General features: G+C 43.2%; 19 protein-coding genes and 2 pseudogenes. 12 read left to right on the top strand and 9 right to left on the bottom strand.

What is annotated here, in order from left to right; translation table 11 throughout:
- Positions 1-340: 340 nt before the first annotated feature.
- The 3 genes from HRM2_RS19580 to HRM2_RS19570 form a co-directional block, all read right to left on the bottom strand.
- Positions 341-922: a hypothetical protein gene (locus tag HRM2_RS19580; RefSeq protein ID WP_015905770.1), complete on the bottom strand. Its 582-nt coding sequence runs from the start codon at positions 920-922 to the stop codon at positions 341-343.
- A gap of 113 nt (positions 923-1,035) precedes the next feature.
- The gene (locus HRM2_RS19575) at positions 1,036-1,788 is read right to left on the bottom strand and encodes an endonuclease NucS domain-containing protein (RefSeq protein WP_015905769.1); all 753 of its coding nucleotides are present in this window, start codon (positions 1,786-1,788) and stop codon (positions 1,036-1,038) included.
- A 154-nt stretch (positions 1,789-1,942) separates the two neighbouring features.
- A complete protein-coding gene (locus HRM2_RS19570; RefSeq protein ID WP_041273388.1) occupies positions 1,943-2,446 on the bottom strand; it encodes a hypothetical protein in 504 nt (167 codons plus the stop codon).
- A gap of 826 nt (positions 2,447-3,272) precedes the next feature.
- Here HRM2_RS19570 and HRM2_RS19565 point away from each other — a divergent pair.
- Both HRM2_RS19565 and HRM2_RS19560 read left to right on the top strand, forming a co-directional pair.
- Positions 3,273-4,793, top strand: a complete 1,521-nt coding sequence (locus tag HRM2_RS19565; RefSeq protein WP_015905485.1) for a hypothetical protein — start codon at positions 3,273-3,275, stop codon at positions 4,791-4,793.
- A gap of 682 nt (positions 4,794-5,475) precedes the next feature.
- Positions 5,476-8,598 (top strand): DUF3427 domain-containing protein, encoded by a 3,123-nt coding sequence (locus tag HRM2_RS19560; protein ID WP_015905766.1) that lies wholly within the window; start codon positions 5,476-5,478, stop codon positions 8,596-8,598.
- A gap of 40 nt (positions 8,599-8,638) precedes the next feature.
- Here the strand turns inward: HRM2_RS19560 and HRM2_RS19555 are convergent, their stop codons facing one another.
- Both HRM2_RS19555 and tnpA (HRM2_RS26210) read right to left on the bottom strand, forming a co-directional pair.
- A complete protein-coding gene (locus HRM2_RS19555; protein WP_015905765.1) occupies positions 8,639-9,442 on the bottom strand; it encodes a DODA-type extradiol aromatic ring-opening family dioxygenase in 804 nt (267 codons plus the stop codon).
- Between the two features lie 279 nt (positions 9,443-9,721).
- Positions 9,722-10,132 (bottom strand): annotated as a pseudogene (tnpA, locus tag HRM2_RS26210) (IS200/IS605 family transposase); the annotation flags it as partial.
- 73 nt (positions 10,133-10,205) lie between these two features.
- Here tnpA (HRM2_RS26210) and HRM2_RS19550 point away from each other — a divergent pair.
- The 7 genes from HRM2_RS19550 (at position 10,206) to HRM2_RS26205 (ending at position 16,074) form a co-directional block, all read left to right on the top strand.
- A complete protein-coding gene (locus tag HRM2_RS19550; RefSeq protein ID WP_187149285.1) occupies positions 10,206-11,567 on the top strand; it encodes an RNA-guided endonuclease InsQ/TnpB family protein in 1,362 nt (453 codons plus the stop codon).
- A gap of 195 nt (positions 11,568-11,762) precedes the next feature.
- Entirely contained in the window at positions 11,763-12,521 is a 759-nt protein-coding gene (locus HRM2_RS25540; RefSeq protein ID WP_015905762.1) for a NifB/NifX family molybdenum-iron cluster-binding protein, read from the top strand.
- Positions 12,521-13,033: a hypothetical protein gene (locus HRM2_RS19540; protein WP_015905761.1), complete on the top strand. Its 513-nt coding sequence runs from the start codon at positions 12,521-12,523 to the stop codon at positions 13,031-13,033. Before HRM2_RS25540 ends, HRM2_RS19540 begins: the two co-directional genes overlap by 1 nt.
- Positions 13,034-13,209: 176 nt before the next feature.
- Entirely contained in the window at positions 13,210-13,353 is a 144-nt protein-coding gene (locus HRM2_RS27195; RefSeq protein ID WP_187149284.1) for a hypothetical protein, read from the top strand.
- Between the two features lie 92 nt (positions 13,354-13,445).
- Positions 13,446-14,075 carry an SOUL family heme-binding protein gene (locus HRM2_RS19535; protein ID WP_015905760.1) on the top strand — a complete coding sequence of 210 codons (630 nt, stop codon included), beginning with the start codon at positions 13,446-13,448 and terminating at the stop codon, positions 14,073-14,075.
- A gap of 355 nt (positions 14,076-14,430) precedes the next feature.
- Positions 14,431-15,792: a deoxyribodipyrimidine photo-lyase gene (locus HRM2_RS19525; protein WP_015905759.1), complete on the top strand. Its 1,362-nt coding sequence runs from the start codon at positions 14,431-14,433 to the stop codon at positions 15,790-15,792.
- Between the two features lie 78 nt (positions 15,793-15,870).
- Positions 15,871-16,074, top strand: coding sequence for an SEC-C metal-binding domain-containing protein (locus HRM2_RS26205; protein WP_015905758.1), 204 nt, complete (start codon positions 15,871-15,873; stop codon positions 16,072-16,074).
- 310 nt (positions 16,075-16,384) lie between these two features.
- On the opposite strand, the gene HRM2_RS19520 is transcribed toward HRM2_RS26205, so the two are convergent.
- The 4 genes from HRM2_RS19520 to HRM2_RS19505 form a co-directional block, all read right to left on the bottom strand.
- On the bottom strand, positions 16,385-17,677 hold the full coding sequence (locus HRM2_RS19520; RefSeq protein WP_015905757.1) for an OsmC family protein: 1,293 nt from the start codon (positions 17,675-17,677) through the stop codon (positions 16,385-16,387).
- A gap of 42 nt (positions 17,678-17,719) precedes the next feature.
- Positions 17,720-17,968: a 4Fe-4S dicluster domain-containing protein gene (locus HRM2_RS19515; protein WP_015905756.1), complete on the bottom strand. Its 249-nt coding sequence runs from the start codon at positions 17,966-17,968 to the stop codon at positions 17,720-17,722.
- Positions 17,969-17,970: 2 nt separating this feature from the next.
- Entirely contained in the window at positions 17,971-18,420 is a 450-nt protein-coding gene (locus HRM2_RS19510) for a MarR family winged helix-turn-helix transcriptional regulator (protein WP_015905755.1), read from the bottom strand.
- A gap of 363 nt (positions 18,421-18,783) precedes the next feature.
- On the bottom strand, positions 18,784-19,482 hold the full coding sequence (locus HRM2_RS19505) for an acetamidase/formamidase family protein (protein WP_015905754.1): 699 nt from the start codon (positions 19,480-19,482) through the stop codon (positions 18,784-18,786).
- A 97-nt stretch (positions 19,483-19,579) separates the two neighbouring features.
- Between HRM2_RS19505 and tnpA (HRM2_RS19500) the strand changes: the two genes are divergently transcribed.
- The 3 genes and pseudogenes from tnpA (HRM2_RS19500) to HRM2_RS19490 all read left to right on the top strand — a co-directional run.
- Positions 19,580-19,945 carry an IS66 family insertion sequence element accessory protein TnpA gene (gene tnpA / locus HRM2_RS19500; RefSeq protein WP_041272989.1) on the top strand — a complete coding sequence of 122 codons (366 nt, stop codon included), beginning with the start codon at positions 19,580-19,582 and terminating at the stop codon, positions 19,943-19,945.
- On the top strand, positions 19,945-20,298 hold the full coding sequence (tnpB, locus tag HRM2_RS19495; RefSeq protein WP_015905753.1) for an IS66 family insertion sequence element accessory protein TnpB: 354 nt from the start codon (positions 19,945-19,947) through the stop codon (positions 20,296-20,298). Before tnpA (HRM2_RS19500) ends, tnpB begins: the two co-directional genes overlap by 1 nt.
- 44 nt (positions 20,299-20,342) lie before the next feature.
- Positions 20,343-21,005, top strand: a pseudogene (locus tag HRM2_RS19490) (transposase); the annotation flags it as partial.
- Positions 21,006-21,093 lie beyond the last annotated feature (88 nt).

Below are 21,093 nucleotides of genomic sequence, written 5' to 3'. Positions count from 1 at the left end.
TGGTTATTCCTCTCGAATGTAACGTCCTGGGTAAGTGCTACCACTCAGAACAACTGACCTGATTACTCCAACATTATTTGACCTCAATACCCCGCCCAAAAAATAAAAAATCATACCCCGCTTACCCTGCGTACCCCGCTAATATCCGGAATTTTTGAGGAAATTATGATTTTAATGTTCAAAACATCCGAAGGTACTTACCAACCAGAAACAGAACGATGAATGTGGGAAGCGGGTCCAAATAATTTGGGACTTAGCAGGTAAGCAGCCGAAAAAGCCGTCAACACAGATTGAATTTATTAAAAATTTACTTATACGGCTCACTTATAATGAAAAAGACCTAAACTCGGCTTTTTGGGTCTGCTTTACCCAATTGTTCGGTTAAAGTTATCCTTGTCAAAGTTTCTTCCTCTATCTCTGGAAGTTTGTCAATTAGCTTATTAATTTTATCCACTAAGTTATATGATTCTTTGTATAGACGATTCAACTCAGTGTTGTTTATTGTAATAAATGATTTTTTACCCTTTTTGCTCTCGGGTAAGCCAGCAGAAAAATTTGTTCCGCAAATTTCTTCATCTGTGCTACGAAACCAACAAAAGTGAGCAAATTTATTTCGATGTGCTCTCGCATTATGAACCTCTTCGTTCACCCTTTCAATTTCATGTAAAATTTCTTCGTTTACGATATTTGCTCTATATCGATTCCGATGGAGAGCTATAGATTCTTTTATTGATTCTTGAACCTTTACAGCGCTCATACGGTCTGTATATGTTCGGGATATGAATTCTGGTGAAAAGAGAAGTCGACTTAATATCTGTTTTTGTAAAAACTCTATATTTGCCCATTCAACAACGATTTTGCCAATTAATTGAAATTGTTCATTCGTCAATTCTGCAAATTTAGATGTATGATTAAGAGACATATTTCCTTTCTAAACCGAACGTCTGAGTTCAGGGGCGTTTGAGGCGATGCCTGTTTTTGCGGTAACAAAAATGGGCAGCGGGTCAAACGTCCCTTGCAACGATTTGTTGGGCGTCACCGCGCAGACGCCTCGACCGGCGTAATTGACACTGACAATTCATACTCAAATAGCGACACCTCGGCAAGACTAGATGTTGCAAGTCGAAGGTCCTCACTAATACTTTTGGCAATGATAAAACCTCGTACACGTTGCTCAGGATCTGCCAGGTTTTGCCTGATCCAGTTCACATAACAGAGTAGCTGGCCAATAACTCGGTCATAGCCTTTCGACACCTTCAATTCAATAACTACGAAATCCCCATTGCCGTCGAGCGCAAGGAGGTCGATAAAGCGACCACCTGCAGGGAATTCGATACCAGACATTCCCTCATCAGCATACAGAGATAGGCCCGGTTCTATGAGATGAAGATTCCTGGCCAAGAAATCTCTCAGGTCACGCTCATAAGCAAATTCTCCAGTATTTTCAGGTTCGGTATCTTCAATATCTTCTTGATATTGGTCCGTAACTCCCGTCGTCAGTGGTACGGGGTCGCTTCCTTGTTCGTAGAGCCTAAAAGTACGGGTATCCATCTTAAAAAAGACATCATCAGAACCATCGGCTCGGGGGCTGTACTGATGCCGCGATGCGACATTGGTTGAAAGGCGCATCAAATGTGCAGTTACCGTTCCCTTCTTGATCTTGGGATAGTTTGCGGCGAACCAAGCAATGGCTTGGTCACGGGAGAACGTATCGCCCGGTTTAATCCCTAGCGCAGGAATCATGTCCTGCATCAGGATACGAACTGGCTTGTCATACATTGGTGACATCAACCACCTCCTTTGAGTGACGCCCAACCACCTAAATCACCGGCTCGCCCGGTGGATTTGAGTTGTTGAAATAACCATTAAATCTTAAATAGAGACTCGACCCCATTTTTAAACTAATACTGTTGAATAAAATATTTTGGTCCTCTGTCTGTTGCTAATCCGAGCATATTATTTTATATACGAAAAAGCAAAACACACTTATGTCAATGAAAATGAATAACCCAATTGTCCGGAATAAGACATCAGTGCCACGGAGTTTCGGATGCTGAATCATTTGGAAGGCCTTTTTAGCTTTGGAGTCACAAATATTTAGGTCCTGATTATTTTGCTTTGGAACACTATAATAAAGTAAAGCTGCTGACCATTCGATCAATGGATAGAAGTATTCTCGGTCAGTATCGTCCAATTTAATCAAATAACGAATCCAGCTCGTTAACGTGATACCTATAATAATTATTCCCAGAACTATCCAAAGGTAGTTATTTTCATAAAACAACCAACAGGAAGCAAACAAGGCCGCTTGAATCGCGTATAAAAGCCTCGTTCGTCCCCACAGCATTTTGTCTTGATGTATCCAACTTGCCACAAGTCCTCTGTATAGATTTCCAACAGCTGAAGTATCAACATCTTTATCTATATTAGGTCTCTCTTCATTCATGATGATTATGCCTCCCACCAATCATTTTTTTTATTTTTCGTTGATCTTTCTACATGCCAGTGCGTTTGTCATGTACAATATGATGTGTGGATCTGTATATCTTTCATGAATCGATATATAGCTGGATATCATACGGATATGAAGACTATACAGATCTGGATATTTCCTTTATCTGCCGAATTTCATACCTACCAGTATTCGGTAAGCGTGTAAAGGAAATCTATGACAAAATTATCCTATGGTAAATTGACCTTTCAGAAGTCAAGACTAACTTGTAAAGCCTTGCTTCAATTTTAATTGAAAAACTGTTTTGATTTGAACTGGTATCCTTAATATTTTCAACTGTTGACTATGGCTATTATGTTTTCCCCCAAAGCTGGATTTAAAAGAGCGGACTATTATTAATAGTTATGACCATTCTAAGCCTCTAAAAAGTAGAAACTGCTACTCAACATTAATTGTTTTTAACCTTTGTCGGAACCTAACCTGGACGAGCCAGAACCAAAAAGGGTTGGCCAGTGCGGTTAACCTTATTCATATGAAAATAGTATAAGTCCGGTGAACGAAAACAGGTATACCCTACGCTCATTCTCGCAGCCCGTCCATGGGCTGCTGCGAGGGAAATGGCAGCTCTTTCAGCGTCCATGCTGACCGCTGCCATTTAACCCGCTTCGGGAGATACCTGTTTCCGTTCACCTCTGCTGTCGTATTTTAAAATTTATGGTTCCAGTCAGAAAACTAACCTCGCAGGTTCAAAAAGTTTCTATGATTCCAAATACGTAGTATAATAATTTCCAAAATATGCAGATGTTAAAGGAGGTTAATTATGTTACTGACTGAAAGATATTCCGATCAAATATCTGGCGTTTTGCACTGTTATGACCGCATTATTATTCAAGGTACAATTCCTGGAATCTGCTTTGCTGCTGGGATGACAAGTTATCTCTACATGAAGAAAATCAGAATTTTTGATTATCCAAAATTTGCAGCCCCTTTTAAAGACGAAATTCGAAACAATGCTGAAGACGTTGCTTCAAAGAATGGCCTTGAAATTGAATTTGTTCGCAAAAGAAACGTTCGCAAAGAAAAAATAATTGAAAAGGTCATTAATGAACGTGGTGATCATCCTGGCCTTGTTCATATCCTTTCCGCTATGGAGGCTTGTCCTTCCTATAGACCCTGGCATAATAAAAAAACTGGGAAAACCTACCTGAAAGGAACCCAGGGAAAATGTTTACATTATTATTTTTATTTGATCGATGAAGATTTGGGGCTTTGCTATATCCGGGTCCCTACATGGTGCCCGTTTAGATTACAAATATATTTCAATGGGCATAATGCCCTCAATTCTGCCATGAGAAAAGAAGGTATTCAAAGTGTAATACGGGACAATGCAATTTTTCAAACGGAGTCATTTGAATCTGCTCAAAAATTAAGTAACGATCTAAACATAAAGCACATTCATGAGAAACTCGATGGATTTGCAAGCCTTTATTGTCCGGCTGTCAAGCATTTCCCCTTGAGTTACCATTGGAGTATTATGCAGGTCGAGTATGCGACAGACATTGTTTTTAAACGTCAGGAAGACTTAAAACTGATTTATGAAAATTTAACTAGAACTGCTATTCACTCTGTTAAACCCGAAAATATAGCTACTTTTCTTGGAAAAAAGCTCCATCCATTATATCAAGATGAGGTGGGTAATAACTTTTCGACAAGGATAGAGGGAACATGCGTCAAATTCAAAATGGGTGCAAATTCGATAAAAATGTATGATAAATACGGCATTATTCTCAGAATAGAAACGACCACAAATAATGTCTCTTTCTTTAAACACTACCGTGAGGTAGAACATCGTGATGGAACAACTTCAATGAAATTGGCACCTCTGAAGAAAGGTTTATATAGCCTGGGGCCTTTAACCAGAATACTGTTTAATGCCAACAATCGGTTCCTTAAATTCATCTCAGATATTGTTGATCCAAGTGCTGGGATTAAAAAACTAAAAAAAGTTTCAAAGACCGTTGTCAAGAATGATCGGCCGTTTAGAGGATTCAATTTCTTCAGTGAGGATGACATGAAGATATTACACTCATTAATATCTGGAGAATTTACAATCAGTGGATTTCAAAACAGAAATATTCGATTAAAGCTTGGATCTTACTCAAGCAGCCAAATTTCAAGAATTTTAAAAAGATTGCATACTCACGGTATGATTAAAAAAATAGCCCACACTTACAAATACTATTTGACACGATTTGGCAGTCAGGTAATCACCATGGGAATGAAATTGAAAACCATGGTAATAATTCCTGAATTAGCAAAGAGTTATGATGAAACAGCATGATTTTTTTGCCATAAAAACAAGAAAATCAGAGATAAGAAACTAAATGGTTAAGATTATCTTTGGCAAGCTTGATACCTTATATCGTGGTGGATAGGAATTTTATCTCATTTCTGCAATAAACTTATTACATGTATTAAACATTCCCTCCCTTGGGGAAATTCGAGGCCAAAATAAAACTTCTTGTCCCGGATTCTTGGTTCTTTGATCCCTTAACCGGTGGCACATACAATTCATGTAAATCCTGCCCTTATTAGCAATTATCATCCGCTGACAAAAACTTCACCTGCAATTAATGGAACAACTATAATTAATCTTTACAACTTGGTTTTATGGCGATACTGATAGTTGGGTTTTTATATCAATGTTCGAATTAGGATCAGCTGATTGATTGATGAGGCTATGCAAAGTGGTCCATGAATTAGTCGGGTGTTACCTGTATGTGGCGGAGATTGGTGTAAGTCTTTTAATAGTTTTTTAATGTAGTCGACTTTGGTTCCTTGGTAAAAACATAGCAAACCCCTTGCACACCGACCGGGCTTACGGTGCTGCTGTAATGTAGGTTTTTGTATAATAACCATCCTCGCCTTTGACCTTTCTCGGTTTCACGCCCGACGGGTGAAGGGCGACGTTAATCCTTTATGAAGCAGAGCCCCCTGTGCAGAATATCTCAGGAAATTAACCCATGTCCATCCCACCCGGATTATACGAACAACTGATCACCCAGGCACTCAAGCAAGAACTGGCCAAACTGGACCATGGACTCAAAAGCATCACCACCCAGGTGGACACCGAAGAGAGCCACGGCATACTGGCCCGGCACATGGAACAATACCTTGCCGGCATCCTGGCACGGGTCAAGGGCAGTAACAAGCTTTCAAAACAGATTGCCGTGTGCAATGAACTCATCTCTTCGGCCTGTAAATCCATTGAAAAGGATCAGAATGGCCATGGGCAAATTGATCTGGAGGGCAGACGTTTGTTGCAGGTCCTTGATCCTGCCCTTGCCAATTCCCCCAGACCGGCAACGCCTTTGTCCGTGGGGGCGTTGCTTACGGCCACATCCGGTGACCCCTCCCTGGTTTCCCAGCTCAAACAGGAAATGCTGCACGCCGATGGGGTGGATATGCTGGTTTCGTTTATTAAATGGAGCGGTATCCGCATCATCAAGGATGAACTCAAAGCCTTGACCCGGCATGGTCGGCTGCGGGTCATCACCACCTCCTACCTGGGGGCAACGGATCTTAAAGCCATCGAGTTTCTGCTGTCCCTTCCCAACACCGAGGTGCAGGTCTCGTTCAATACCCGGCAGACACGCCTCCATGCCAAGGCCTATATCTTTCACCGGAAAAGCGCTTTTGGTGCGGCCTATGTGGGGTCGTCCAATATTTCAAATCCTGCCTTGACCGATGGCCTGGAGTGGAATGTGAAGCTGTGCCAGCAGGAATCGGATCATCTCTGGGAAAAGATCAATGCCACCTTTGAGACCTATCTGCGGTCCCGGGAGTTCGAACCCATCTCCCTGGAATCTCTGCCGCGCCTGGAACGCGCCCTGAACCAGGAAAGGGGTGGCGGCGCATTCTCAGCCGATCAGGAACTCTCTTTTTTCAATATTGTCCCCTATGTCTATCAACAGGAAATTCTGGACACACTGAAAGCGGAAAGAGCCTTGCACCATCGATGGAGAAATCTGGTGGTGGCAGCCACAGGCACGGGCAAGACCATTATTGCGGCCTTTGATTTTAAACAATCCTTTGAACGCCCCGGGCAAAAGCGAATGCTTTTTGTGGCCCACCGGGAGGAGATACTTGTTCAATCCCGGGGGGTATTTCGAAATATCTTACGGGACCACAATTTTGGAGAGTTGTGGGTGGGCAACCACAGGCCTGACCATCTGGAGAAACTCTTTGTATCGGTGCAGACCCTTAATGCAAGGGCGCTGTGGGACCAGGTGCCCCCGGATTTTTTCGACTATATTGTGGTGGATGAGTTTCACCATGGTGCTGCCCCCAGTTACCAGCGATTGCTGGATTATTTTACGCCGAAGATTTTACTGGGATTGACGGCCACACCGGAACGGGCCGATGGCAAGGATATTCTGGCCTGGTTCCATGGCCGTATCTGCTCTGAAATCCGGTTGCCCGATGCCATCAACCAGAAACTGCTTTCTCCGTTTCAATATTTTGGCATCAGCGATTGTGTGGACTATTCCCATGTAAAATGGCAACGGGGCGGCTATGATCGCAATGGGCTTGAAAAACTGCTTATCACCGGTGATGATATCCGTGCCCGGCTGATCATTGAAAAGGCAAAGGAGATTCTGCTGGATGTTTCCGCTGCCCGGGGCATCTGTTTTTGTGTTTCCCAGGCCCATGCCGGGTATATGGCAGAAAAGTTCCAGGCTGCCGGTATTTCAGCCATGGCACTTACGGCAGAGACTGCCCGGGATGTCCGACGGGCGGCCGTGAAACGCCTGCAGCAGCGAGATGTGAATTTTCTCTGTGTGGTGGATCTTTTCAACGAGGGGGTGGACATCCCGGAAATTGATACAGTGCTTTTTCTTCGGCCCACGGAGAGTTTGACCGTTTTTTTGCAGCAGCTGGGACGGGGGCTACGGCTGTGTGAGGGAAAAGAGCACCTCACTGTTCTTGATTTCATTGGCCAGGCCCACCAGAAATTTAATTTTGAGATCCGGTTCCGGTCCCTGCTGGGCAAAACTTCAAGCCGCGTTGAAGATGAAATTACGGCCTCTTTTCCTTCGTTGCCGTCGGGCTGTGTCATTGAAATGGAAAAAGAGGCCCAGCGCCATGTGCTGGATAACATAAAAAAAGCCCTGACCCATGCCAGTAAAAACCAGATGATCCAACGTATGGCCACATTTGAGGCGGAAACGGGCCTTGCCCTGACCCTGGATCGATTCGTGGATCATCACCATCTGACCCTGGATGACGTCTACAAAAGGGGAGCATGGTCCCGGCTGTGTGTGCAGGCGGGTCTCAAAGAGTCGTTCCATGATCCTGATGAACCGATTTTGACCAGGGGGTTGCGGCGGTTCTGCCACCACAATGACCCGGCCCAGCTTGAACAGCTGTTGGCTGTATTAAGATCACATCTGGACCCAGCCTCCCTGGATGCCATGGATTCTGGGATGAAACAGCTGCTGACACTGTTCTGTTTTTCCATCTGGAACAGCGCCCCTCCGGAAACCACACTTTTCAGCAATTTGTCCCGTTTGAAAACCAATGAAACCTTGATGGACGAGGTGTGCGGGTTGATGGAAATTCTCATGGAACGGGCCGATTCCCTTGTGCACCCCGCAGATCTGCCTTTTTCCTGTCCCCTTTCGGTCCATGCCCGTTACACCCGGGATGAGATTCTGGCCGGCCTTGGGTGCCTTACCCTGGAAAACCGGATAAAGTTACGGGAAGGCGTGAAGTTTTTGCCGGAGATTCGAGCAGACCTGTTGTTTATCACCTTGAATAAAACGGAAAAAGAGTATTCCCCCACCACCATGTACAAGGATTATGCCCTGGACGAGGGTTTGTTTCACTGGCAGTCCCAGAGTACCACCAGCGACACCTCTCCCACGGGACAACGATACATCCTTCACGAAAAACAGGGTCACCAGATATTGCTGTTTGTCCGGGAACAAAAAACCGCCAATGGGCTTGCCTGTCCCTATTATTTCCTTGGCCCTGCATGCTATGACAGTCACACGGGCAGTCGGCCCATGTCCATTGTGTGGCGTTTGAAATACCCCATGCCGGCACGATTGACCCGGGCCACCCGGCGTCTGGCTGTGGCATGATTCATCACCTTTTTGTAATCTGCGCCCAGGCCAGGTCTTCTCACTGCCAGAGAAAAGCACAGCTTTTTTTACCAAGAACAGATCCATGAAAAACCAATCTGGCCGGCATTTCAGTGATGCCGTAACAAACATGCAGGGGCAGAAGATGCTCCTCTCTTGGATGACAGTATCGAGCATGGGGAGCATTTTCCCAGTTAACCAGCCTGTCTTGCCTGTCAGAAGGTGACAAAAGAGGGTCTGTCATAGTTTTTACCAGCCATTGATCAAATTCAATGTTTTTGGGATCCTTTCCTGTTTCCCCAAACGTTTTCATATTGTGAAAAGAAAACCCTGAGCCAAGAACTAATATTTTTTCATCTCTCAATGCCCTTAATGCGCATCCTAATTTGATATGCTGCAATGGGTCCAAACCATTAATCAATGACAACTGAATACAGGGTATCCGGGCATCCGGGTACATCAGCTTAAGGGGAACAAACATGCCATGGTCAAACCCCCACCTTTTATCCAGTTGGGCATGGATTTTGTGTTGTTCCAGGATTGAAAGCAATTTTTCTGCGATCCGGGGGGCTCCCGGAGCAGGGTAGTCGATCTCATAAGCTTCCGGTGCAAATCCATAGTAGTCATAAATCAAGGGCGGAGAAGCACTTGCGGTCAGGGTGGGAATTGACTGCTCCCAATGGGCGCTGACAATAATGATGGCGTCTGGTGGTTCGAGCTGTTCAGGGATTTCTTTTAGAAATTCAATTAACTCAAGATGTCCTTTGTGATCAAGTAAAGGTAAGGGGCCGCCACCGTGAGGAATATATAAAACATTTAAACCGGTATTTTTTTTAATCGTCATTATTTTTATTTCTCCATTGGGCGTATCGCCTTTCTTTTTGCTGGCTGATCACACGGCACCTTTGGGAGCCTTTATGCTCTCGGGTCTATGGGCTATGATTGGGTAAAAAATCGATCCAGTCAAAGGTATTCTCCTTTTCAAGCAGCAACTTGTCAATCCAAAGCATTCAATGCTTTTGAACAATGACGAAGCGCAATCCCGCTCCCTTCAGGGGCGGGTCAAGCGAGTCCGTTTTCGGCCAGTTAGCGCAATAGATTTTTTAACACTTTTCTGACAAGTTGGTTTTTGTTGATTTTGTATATATTGTTTGATTATATCCAAGGGAGCCCCACCGCAGGAAACAGCACAATAACTGGGAGACCATAGGTGTTTACCCCATAATTTGTTTTTAATCTGATCCCAATATTCTTTTCTGAGAAAATATGCTGACTTTCCTTTCAGTTTTCCCACCAGGTTAGAAATTGCAAGCTTTGGTGGGTATGACAATAGCAAATGCACATGATCATCTTCTCCGTTAAACTCATGTAATTTACAATCCATTTGTTTTCAGGTCTCTCCAAATAGGAAATCTAATCTGGAAAGCATCTCTTCTGTGAATACTCTACGACGATATTTTGTTACAAATATAAGATGTAAATTAATGTCATAAACACAACTTCTGCCTGTTCTCCATTCGTACTTTTTATCCATATACTTGATACCCTATTTTAACTAGGGTATAATTTATGTTAGGTTAAAATTCAAGGAAAAATATCTAATGTTAATGGGCATTAAACTACAAGCACATCCCACGAAAGATCAAAAAATAATTTTGAGTCAATGGATGGGAAACGCCCGATTCATTTGGAATGCAAAATGCCAAGACAACAAATATCTGACTAATTTTGCCAGGAAATATTTGCCTGTTAACACATATGCCCCCATTGATCAAAAGTATTCTTTGTACAAAGATAAAGAATTATCTCCATGGCTATTCAATTGCCCCAGTCAGATATTGAGAAATTCTGCGGCCAACTGGTATGATACCTATCAACATTTTTTAAAAGGTCTATGTGGTAAGCCCCGAATTAAAAACAAACGAGATGGGGGTAGCATCCACCTGACTAAAGAACTTTTCCGGTTCGAAAAATGTGAAGACGGGGTAACCCGTTTGTTTATTGGCTCCAAGCGGAACAACATTGGTTATTTATCAATTAAAACCCACCGGAAATTTAAAGAACCAAAATCAATTTACATTAAAAAACAAAATGGACGATATGCCGTATCACTGGTCTTTAATGATGGTATTGATGAGTCTGGTTTAAATGATCAAAAAGAAGCACTTAAAATCCTTTCCCAATGTTCTCAAGAAGATTTAGAAAGAATGACCATAGGTATTGACCGGGGTGTGGTTCGACCGGTACAGGCTGGAAAAGAATGTTTTGATTTTACACCTGAGCAAAAAAGAAAGAAAAAAGGGAAAGAAAAGTATCTGAAACGCCTGAATCGCCAGTTATCCAAACAGAAAAAAGGCTCCAGGCGCAGAAACCGGACTAAAAATAAAATTGCCAGGGCCCATGAAAAAATAGCCAATATCCGAAAAGATTTCTGTCATCAAACCAGTCGAAAACTGATCGACAAGCCAGCCATCAAGGTTTATGTGTTTGAGGATTTGAGAACGAAGAATATGACCAAATCTGCCAAGGGTACAATCGAGAATCCCGGTAAAAGTGTAAACGCTAAAGCTGGTCTTAACAAGGCTATCCTGGATAAAGGATGGCACATGATAGAAGCTTTCACCAAATACAAAGCATACAGAGCTGGTAAGGTTACATTTAAGATCCCGGCAGCATACACCTCTCAGGAATGTGCAGCTTGCGACCACATTCACTCCGACAACAGGAGGAGCCAAGAGTTATTCTTGTGCTTAAACTGCGGAAATACTGATAATGCGGATAATAACGCACAAAAGGTGATAAAGAAACGAGCAATCAAACTAATTTTAGACTCTGGAACGGAGTTGTCCAAAAGAGGTGTTCTTTTGGGTATAGGATGTGGAGCCAAAGGTAAGACGCATAAACCGAAAGGAATATGCGCTCATGGCTGTGAAACGTCAAAAAAGAAGGAGTTAGGCAGAGCGGCCTAACTTCGGAAGCTCTGCCCCTTTAGGGGCGAGTAGTTCACATAAATTCTGCTATTCACTCAGGGGTTTGCCCATTGCCCTGGTTTTATGATAAAACCTCCCATTACAATGAAAATTGCAACCACGAGGAAAGAAAATGAGGGATAAAGGGGTGTTGCTTTTTAAATCAAAGGTACGAATGGGAGATGGGGACGGTCTATGAAAATTGGTTTTCCTGCTGATAATAACCATCTTGATGCCCGGATTACAGGCAAGGTGAGCAGTGCCGACTGGCTCATTGTTGTGGACACCTTGGACATGAGTTTTGAGGCGGTTCAGGCCCCGCCAATGTCAACCCGATCCGGTGCCGGCATCAAGGCCCTTGCCCGTCTGATTGAAATGGAAGCCCAAATACTGATGGTCGGTCATCTTGCCCCCCATATTGCCCAGCCCCTTGAAAGCAGCGGTATTCGGGTGATTACCGGCCTTAGCGGCCGGGTGCGAGACCTGATTGAGAAGTATGCTGATTCCCCGGTTTCCCAGGCGTCTATACAAAAATCAACATCTGTCCACATGGCCCTTAAAAAAACTGCGAAACAATTTTTTTCCATGGCGCCGGTTTTGATGGGCGTCATCCTGATCATGGGGCTGATTCAGTCCTTTTTGTCCCGGGAGCTGATCCTGAAAATTTTTTCTGGAAACCCGCTGACAGACACCATCATTGGGGCCTTTGCCGGGAGCATCTTTGCTGGCAATCCGGTGAATTCCTATGTCATCGGTCAGTCTTTGCTGGAATTGGGAGCAGGGTGGGCCGGGGTCTGTGCTCTGATGATGTCCTGGGTGAGCATCGGGTTGGTCCAGATGCCTGCTGAGGCCCATGCCCTGGGTGTTCGGTTTGCCCTGGTCCGTAACGGGGCAGCTTTTGTCGTGACTATTCTTGCCTCCCTGCTGACGGTTTTTTGTGCGGGGGTATGGTAATGCAAGTGTCAAAGCAGGTAAAATCCTGGATGTTTCCAGTCTGTGTCGCTGTTGTCTACCTATTGGTGTGGGTGACCATGCCGGACCGGCTCATTCCAGCCCTCAAGATTATAAAAAACATTACCTTGCAGGTGGCCTTGCCCTTGCTCATAGCTCTTGTCATGATGTTTTTGCTCAACTTCTATATATCGGCTGCCCATATCACCCGGTTCATGGGCCAAAAGGTTGGAATCAAAGGAATGATATTTTCATCCCTGGCCGGTATTGTTTCCATGGGGCCTGTTTTTGCCTGGTTCCCCTTTCTCAAAACATTGAAAGAGAAGAACATGGACGATGTATACCTGGCCAATTTTTTATCCAGCAGGGCCGTGAAACCGGTCCTGATACCTGTATTGATCGCGTATTTTGGGTGGCGGTTTTCACTGATATTCACCCTATTGTGTCTGGCCGGTGCCTGGGGGGTTTCCTTTGTTGTTGCCCTGTCAGGCAAAGGTAAAAAGCCTGAATCATAGAATTTTTTTAAATCATGATCCTATCCTAAATTGGATGTGGCAACGAATCAAAAGATTGTTTTAACCTATCATTAAGCCCTCTTTATGCCCTTATTGAAATACTGGAATTCAGACTTAAATTATATTCTAAGTAATCGAACGAAATTTTAATTAACCAAAAACAATGAGGTGATTAAATGACGACGGATAAAACACAAGATTATACAGAAAGCAAAGAAGAGTCAGAAGAAGGTCACGTAGATACCCGTAGTAAAAACTTTGAGTGTGAAAAACCGGATAAAAACCTTGGGTGCGATCCTGGAATTGATGTTGCCGGATGATACAAACTTTGAGCCAGGAATATGAAACAGCAGAGCCTCTTGGAGGCTCTGTCTTTTTTATTCAAAAGGTCGACAAATAGTGGAAACATCAGATGAAATTCTTTTTAATAATTATAAGTGTAACGGCGATTATAATAATTGGAACCGTTCATGCCATGGCCATCGAAGAGGTTAAGTACAAAGTGGTAAAAAAAGACAATCATTTCGAGGTCCGTGATTATTCAACCCACATTGTTGCCGAAACCGTTGTAGAAGAAAATATGGAAGATGCTGGTAATATCGCATTCAAAAAACTCTTTGGGTATATCTCCGGTGACAATCGGTCACGCGACAAAATATCGATGACGGCCCCTGTATCTCAACAAAAAAAGGGGGAAAAGATCAAGATGACAGCTCCAGTGACGCAGGCGCCTGATAAAGATAGCTGGGTGGTAAGCTTCATGATGCCAAGCGGATACACGATGGAAACCCTTCCTGCGCCAGAAAATTTAGAGGTTACATTGCGACAGATACCAGCTCGACGGATGGCTGTCGTAGGATACTCTGGTTTTTGGAGCGAGAAGGGCTATCTGCGATATAAGGCGGAACTGGAGTCATGGATTCACAGAATGGGTTTTACCGCTGTGGGTGTTCCCATATGGGCTCGATATAACCCTCCCTTTATGCCGTGGTTCTTGAGGCGAAACGAAATTCTGATTCCGATAGATGTAGGCTCCGGTTAAGAAAAATCCTAGACCATGTTTTGGAAGATTTTATTTTGATCATGGGCCTTAATTGACAAAAGAGGTATTCCAAACAATCGGGCTTTTCTGGCTTGGCAGGTCATCGGAGTTGATGGCGTTTGTTCAACAATTGAACCGATGGGATAATGAAATGACAGCCGAATCAACCTATAAAGATCGGGCAGCAGGCGCATTTTACGGCATGTTCATTGGGAAGCCCTGGCAATGCCGGTAGAGGTGCTGTTTTAGGTGCACTGCTTGGCGCCCAAGGCGGCTTGTCCTGTTGGCCTGAACGCTGGATAAATGGGTTGCTGCAGCCGTCGGAGATGGTTTTTCTAAAGGAGCCGAAGTAACAATGCAGTTAAAAAACCGGATAAAAAAGCTGAATCGTGCACGTGTAATTAGCGGTGAATATGTGTTGTATTGGATGCAGCAGGCTCAGAGGGCCGAAGAAAACCATGCCTTGGAATACGCTATATATCAAGCCAATCAGCAAGATAAAATGGTGGTGGTGGTTTTCAGTTTGACAAACGACTCTCCGGACGCCAATTTGAGACATTACACATTTATGCTTGAAGGGTTGAATGAAACGAGAAAGAGCCTTGAAAAAAGGGGAATCCGGATGATTTTCAGGATCGGACACCCGGTTAAAGAGGTTCTGGATATTGGACGAAAGGCGTCCATGATCGTTTGTGACCGAGGGTATTTACGTCATCAAAGGGCCTGGCGGAAGGCCATAGCAGAAAAATCAGGCTGCCCTGTTGTTCAGGTCGAAACAGATGTTGTGATTCCTGTTGAACAGGTATCTGATAAGGCAGAATATGCGGCCTATACCATACGGCCGAAAATCAGCCGACAGCTGGATCAATATCTCACACCCATCGAACATATTGAATTGCGGAATCCGTCTCTTGAAATTGCTTTAAAAAGTACAGAATTGGAGCGTATAAAAACCGTTTTGAAGGATTTGAATGTTGATGACAGTATCCAGCCGGTTTCCCACATTTTCAGGGGGGGAACATCTGAAGCAAAGGCTCGATTTGACGTGTTTTTAGACCAGCACTTCTCAAGATATGCGGTGCATCGAAATGAGCCTAAATATCTGGCTGTCTCCTGCATGAGCCCGTATCTTCATTTCGGCCAGATTTCACCTTTGTATCTGGCGCTTAAAATAAAAGCATGTAAAAATGAAGCTCAAGAAGCTGCGGCAGCATACCTGGAAGAACTGATTGTCAGAAGAGAGCTGGCAGCCAATTTTGTTTATTTTAATCCGTATTATGATTCTTTGGGCTGCCTTCCCGCATGGCCGACAAAGACGCTGGCAGAGCATGAAAAAGATGTGCGTGACCCTGTCTATACAAAATCACAGCTTATCGCATGTCGCACCCATGATGAATATTGGAATGCCGCCATGAAGGAAATGATCGTTACAGGTTTCATGCATAATTATATGAGAATGTATTGGGGCAAAAAGATTTTAGAATGGAGCCCCACACCTCTCCGGGCTTATGAAACAATGATAGACCTTAATAACGCCTATTTTCTGGATGGCAGAGACCCCAATTCCTATGCCGGGGTTGGCTGGATTTTCGGCCTGCATGATCGGGCCTGGTTTGAAAGGCCCATATTCGGTAAGGTCCGATATATGGCAGCGTCCGGGCTTGAAAGGAAATGTGATATTAAAGGATATGTAGACAGGGTGAAATTTTTAATTTGATCATTAATTCTTTACAAAATCAATGCTCCGCATATACTATAACGCTTTAAATATTCGTAAAAAATAGGAGCATCTTCTATGGGCTGGCTCAGTCGGTTTTTTAATAATAATGAACAAGTACCCCCTGCAATATTACCGCGAAAGAATGATCCCTGCTGGTGTGGTAGTGGATCAAAATACAAAAAATGTCATTTATTAAAGGACAAGCGTTACTTCAAGGAACATCCTGTCCTTAAAAAAAAGGTGACGGCTAAAAAATCATGTGGTCCGGTTTTCGGCTGAGGGAAATAATGGAAAAGCCCTGTACGGGTTTTAAAGCTATCATAGCAATAGCCACAAAATAGGAGCACCCGCCCATATTGACCTGTACCAAGACAATAATTTCGGTTATTTTAGCCAACTGCTGATCAAAGCAAGTTGTATAACCCTCTTATGTATGGTCTTCATGGCAGAGCATGCATTTCATCTGACCCATCTGGTTATGCATCCCGTCTTCATCTTTTTGACTATTTTTTCCCTTACGGTGGTGGTAAGCATTCAGACAGAATTGGATATCTTCTGCCTGAATGCTTGACAGATTTGTCATTTAAAATTATTTGACAATCGTTCCATTGAGGTAGACATTTGATTCCATCTCTGTCTCATTTTGAACACCCTCACCAGCAAAACACATGCGAAGGGCTTGTTTTGCATAATCCGTCAGTGCCTCTTTTGCTGCATCACTTTTTACGATGACTCTGGTGATGACATGGTCAAGGTGACCAGTCATTGTCGGGGTCATGAAATTATCCTGTTGATAATTAAACTGGTGTTCAACTCTGAAATCATCGATATTGATGCCCTGTTTCTGGAAGTACATTTTATTTGCTGTAAGCTGACTCATCAGGCAAAACGAAGTGCCCACGGTAAAATAATCTCTTGATGTAGGTGCTTTGTCCATACCCTCATATCCACGGCTGTCATCGGTAAATAGCTCCCAGGTCTGGTAATTTTCAGTCAAGGATTTCGCTCTTATTTTATGCAGGTATGGACGCGTGGCATCATGTGCAGATTCTGCTAGGGATATTTCACTAAATGTAAACGGATTAGGGAAGTGACCCATATCCAGACCAAGATCTTTTTCAATTTCTACTGTTTGCAGGTTCAGATCAGGAGTTACATTGGTGATAGTGCGGCCATTATCGATGGATATCGGTGACGCTACTTTGCCAGGACGGGCTTTCAGCCCGGCCCAATCATCCCCATTGATAAGGATCCCTACATCAATTGTCGTTTTATTTGCTAATCCTTCACCAACCGCCCACGCTTTAATCGCTTTCTCTTCTAATTGTTTTATCTTTTCAGGTGATTCACTACTTTTAATGAGAATGTTAGAGATAACTTTATCTGTATAACCAGACCAGTTGTCACTCATCGGATCTAACCATCTGAAAAAGATTTTTGATTCTACTTTTACCTCTTCAACGTCTAATGCCAATATTTTTATTAATCTTTCAACCTGGGTCAATAAGCTTGAAGAAGCTCCAGCCGCATAATAGGTCAAAGGGTTTGGTGCTGTTTGACTATGTCCCGAACCACCCTCATCACTTACAAGCTCCCATGCGCTGAATTGCTTCTCGCCAACAGGTTTCACGAGACCTTTCTTAAGAAAATGTGCCTCTTTGTTGAGGATGTTCTGAGTAGTAGTAACAATATTTTCAGAAATAGCACCATTTACAGGTATAGCTTTTGTAGGGGTAAATGTTGTTGGACGCGTATACTCGTCCAGCCTGGTTTCAATCTGATAAACTTTTGGGCTTTGGTTTACATCATTTTGTGCATAAGCTGCACTTGCTGAAATAAGGAGAGCTGCTATTGTTGACAGTGTAAAAAATTGAGTTTTCATTGTTTTTTCTCTTTTATTCTTAATTGATTTGTTTAGGAAGAATTAAACGAATTGAATCGCTCGTTCATGGCATTGTTGGATGCACAGGCCACATTCCACACAATTTTCAGAATTGACGGCAAAGGATTTCACACGTCCTTTGATCATTGTTTTGAATTTGCCCAAGAATTTCAGGGAATCATATTCATTTGCTGTTATTTTTCTAAGTTCAAAAACTTGGTTTGGACAATAGTTTAAACAGCCGCCATCACCGTCACACTTATTCATATTGATATTAATTGTTTTATTCATCTTTACTGACATTCCTTTGACAATTCATTTTCAAGGGTTGAGGTGATAATCCCGATCAGGCGCATGAACTCTTTTTGTTCGGTTTCATTCATTCCTCCGTTAATAATCTCATTTACACTGCGGGATGCCTCCTGCAGTGCGTCCTTAATATCCAACGCTCTTTGTGTCATATAAATCCGCCATTGCCTTTTATCCTCTTTATCCGGGACCCGTTTTATTAATCCATCCCGCTCCATCCGTTTTAACGTGTTTGCAAGGGTGGGTTGTTCAACACGGATAAGATCACAAAGGGCTTTCTGGGTGATCCCCTGCTCTTCCCATAAATGGGCAAGTATGGGGAATTGCCCAACTGCCACATTATGGCGTTTTATCCTTTCCTGGAGAAGCGCCATGGCCATACGCGTGGTGTAGTGCAAGGTAAATCCTAAAGATTTTTCTTTTAACTGATTCATTTTTCTTCTCCATCGGTATAAAAAATTAAATTTCACACAATAAACACATAGCCTGCTATGTATATTGCATAGCAGGCTATGTATGTCAATAGAAAATCTTAATTCAAAATTTAATGGAGTACGATAGGTTTCAAATGGGGGGGTAACCGGTACCTTTACCTGCTAATGACACCACTAACACATTCGGTTCATTTGAACCGAAAGTTGTTAATGGATTGAGAAGGAGGAGGGGACGCAATCCGGGAGGAATATCCCCTCCACCTTGGTATTATTCTGAAGGCATAGAGTTGCCCGAAAAAATGGGGAATCTGACATAAGAAAGACCTCCAAGCAGTAGCTCCCGGAGGTCTCTTTACCATTAGCTTATTTCAGTAGATTGTACTGCTCAGCAACCAACTCATACAAGCCTAATTCTTTTAACTTATCAACCGGTACTCTAAACGTTGCGGTAACAACACCTGGTGCTCTTCCTATTTCTATGTTACCCGTGATTGTACATCTATTCATTACTTCCGGCACGGTCATGCCTAAAAGCTTTCCAGCTCTATGGAGTGCAACTTCAACGGCGTGGTTTAAAGTCTTACCACTACCAACAAATGCAAGTGGTGCAGATTCCTCAATCGGAACGTTCCACTTCTCTGATTCTACTTTAGCAATAGCTTTCTCTTTCTTGGATAATGGTCTTGCCAAATGAGGTAAGTCTTCATAAATCGGTATAATTATTGGTCCTTCAATGTTTAAACCTTTAAGAACGGTTACTTGCATTGTAACAACTCCAGATACATCTGTGGTATGTCCAGCAATTTCACCATCGCCTTGCATAGCATGCATATCACCGACGTAAACCCCGCCGCCTTTAACACGAACTGGCGCAATAATAATTGCACCTTGCCTTGCTCTGGCTATATCCATGTGACCATCTGTAGCTTGCAACTCTTCATAATCTTTTATACCAAACTCATGAGGTGCTCCAACTAGGAAAGCACCAAAATCACCGGCATTATGGGAATCCGGTCTATCGACTGCAGGCACAGTACCTAACTGACCAACAAACGGTTGCATTCTAGCAACGTAAGCGCTCTATAAACCCCATCTTTTAAAGCCTGCCCACCCGTGGCATATTAAGCCAACTTTCACACTACAGGAGGCTTATTCAATTATGACGGGAACTTTACAGGTGCAGGATACGATAGAGCAATCGATTTCTGATGATGAACGTAAACAGTTTTGGAAGTCCCATATAGCGTCCTGGTCCCCATCAGGATTAAGCCAGGCGGAATATTGCAGAAGAAACGATTTAAATATACCCCGTTTCAGATACTGGAAACGTAGGTTTCGCAAAGAAAATTTACCTTTGGAATTTGTTCAGATTCCTTCAGTGCCTGTTAAATCAACTCGGCTGTTTCAGCAAACTGGCAATCCTTCTCTTCGAATCACTATGAACTCTGAATTTACCATTGAAGTTCTGGATGATTTTTCACCGGTGACTCTTGAGAAAGTTATTTTGACCTTAAAGGGAATGTGATGTTTTTGACCTCATCCAACATTCGGGTCTACCTGGCCATGGGCATTACCGACATGCGTAAATCCATTGACGGTTTGTCGATCCTGGTAAGTGAACATCTGGAACTTGACCCCTTTTCCGGCCATCTGTTTGTTTTTTGCAATCGAAAACGCAATATGATTAAAATCCTTTATTGGGACAGGAATGGTTTCTGCCTGTGGCACAAAAGGCTGGAGAAACATTTCTTTAAATGGCCAACTTCCAAAGAGGAGATCATGACCATTGAGAAACGTGAACTCACCTGGTTGATGGATGGCCTCAATATTCATCAGAAAGAGGCCCACAATTCCTTGAAATATTCGACACTTTATTGATAATAAAGGTTTAAAATTTCAGCTCTTTATGCTATGTTGTGCGCATGATTATCGAAGCCGACATAGCCTCTGAAAAGGTTAATGAATTACAGAAAATTATCGATTCCTACTTAAGAAAGGAAAAAGAATATTTATCTGAAATCGACATCCTTAATGAACAAATTCGTTGCCTTAAAGACAAACTATTTGGCCGTAAAAGTGAAAAGAAGCCAGTTGACGATAAACAACTCTCTCTGTTCGATCTACCGGAAGAAGATTTTCCGATAGTAGAAGAGTCGGAAGAGGATGATGAAATTGTTGTTCCAGAGCACAAACGTAAAAAGCGTGGACGCAAGCCCATCCCTGAGGACCTTCCCCGGATAGAGGTTATCCATGATATAGATGAGGCCGAAAAGCTTTGTAAATGCGGTTGTTTGAAAACATGCATTGGAGAAGAAGTATCTGAGCAACTCGATATTGTTCCTTCAAAGATCCAGGTCATCCGCAACGTCCGTCCTAAATATGCCTGTAAAAAGTGTGAAGGGGTTGAAAGCGATGGTCCCACAGTTGCCATTGCGCGGCTCCCTGAACAAATTATTCCCAAATGTATTGGAACGCCGGGCCTGATTGCCTTTGTCATAACTGCCAAATTTGTCGATGCGTTACCCTTTTATCGTCAGGAAAAGCAATTTCTGAGAATCGGGGTAAAGATCTCCAGGGCAACCATGTAGTTTTGCTAACCTAAAATTGACCCCCCTGGAGGGGAATTTCTAACCGAAAAGTGACCCCCCACAAAACCACTTTCCAGTGCTATAA

Origin of the sequence: Desulforapulum autotrophicum HRM2, from assembly GCF_000020365.1 — a bacterium.
Classification (GTDB): Bacteria; Desulfobacterota; Desulfobacteria; order Desulfobacterales; family Desulfobacteraceae; genus Desulforapulum; species Desulforapulum autotrophicum.
The sequence above is the reverse complement of the archived record's forward strand: the minus strand, read 5'-3'. Positions and strand labels throughout refer to the sequence as shown.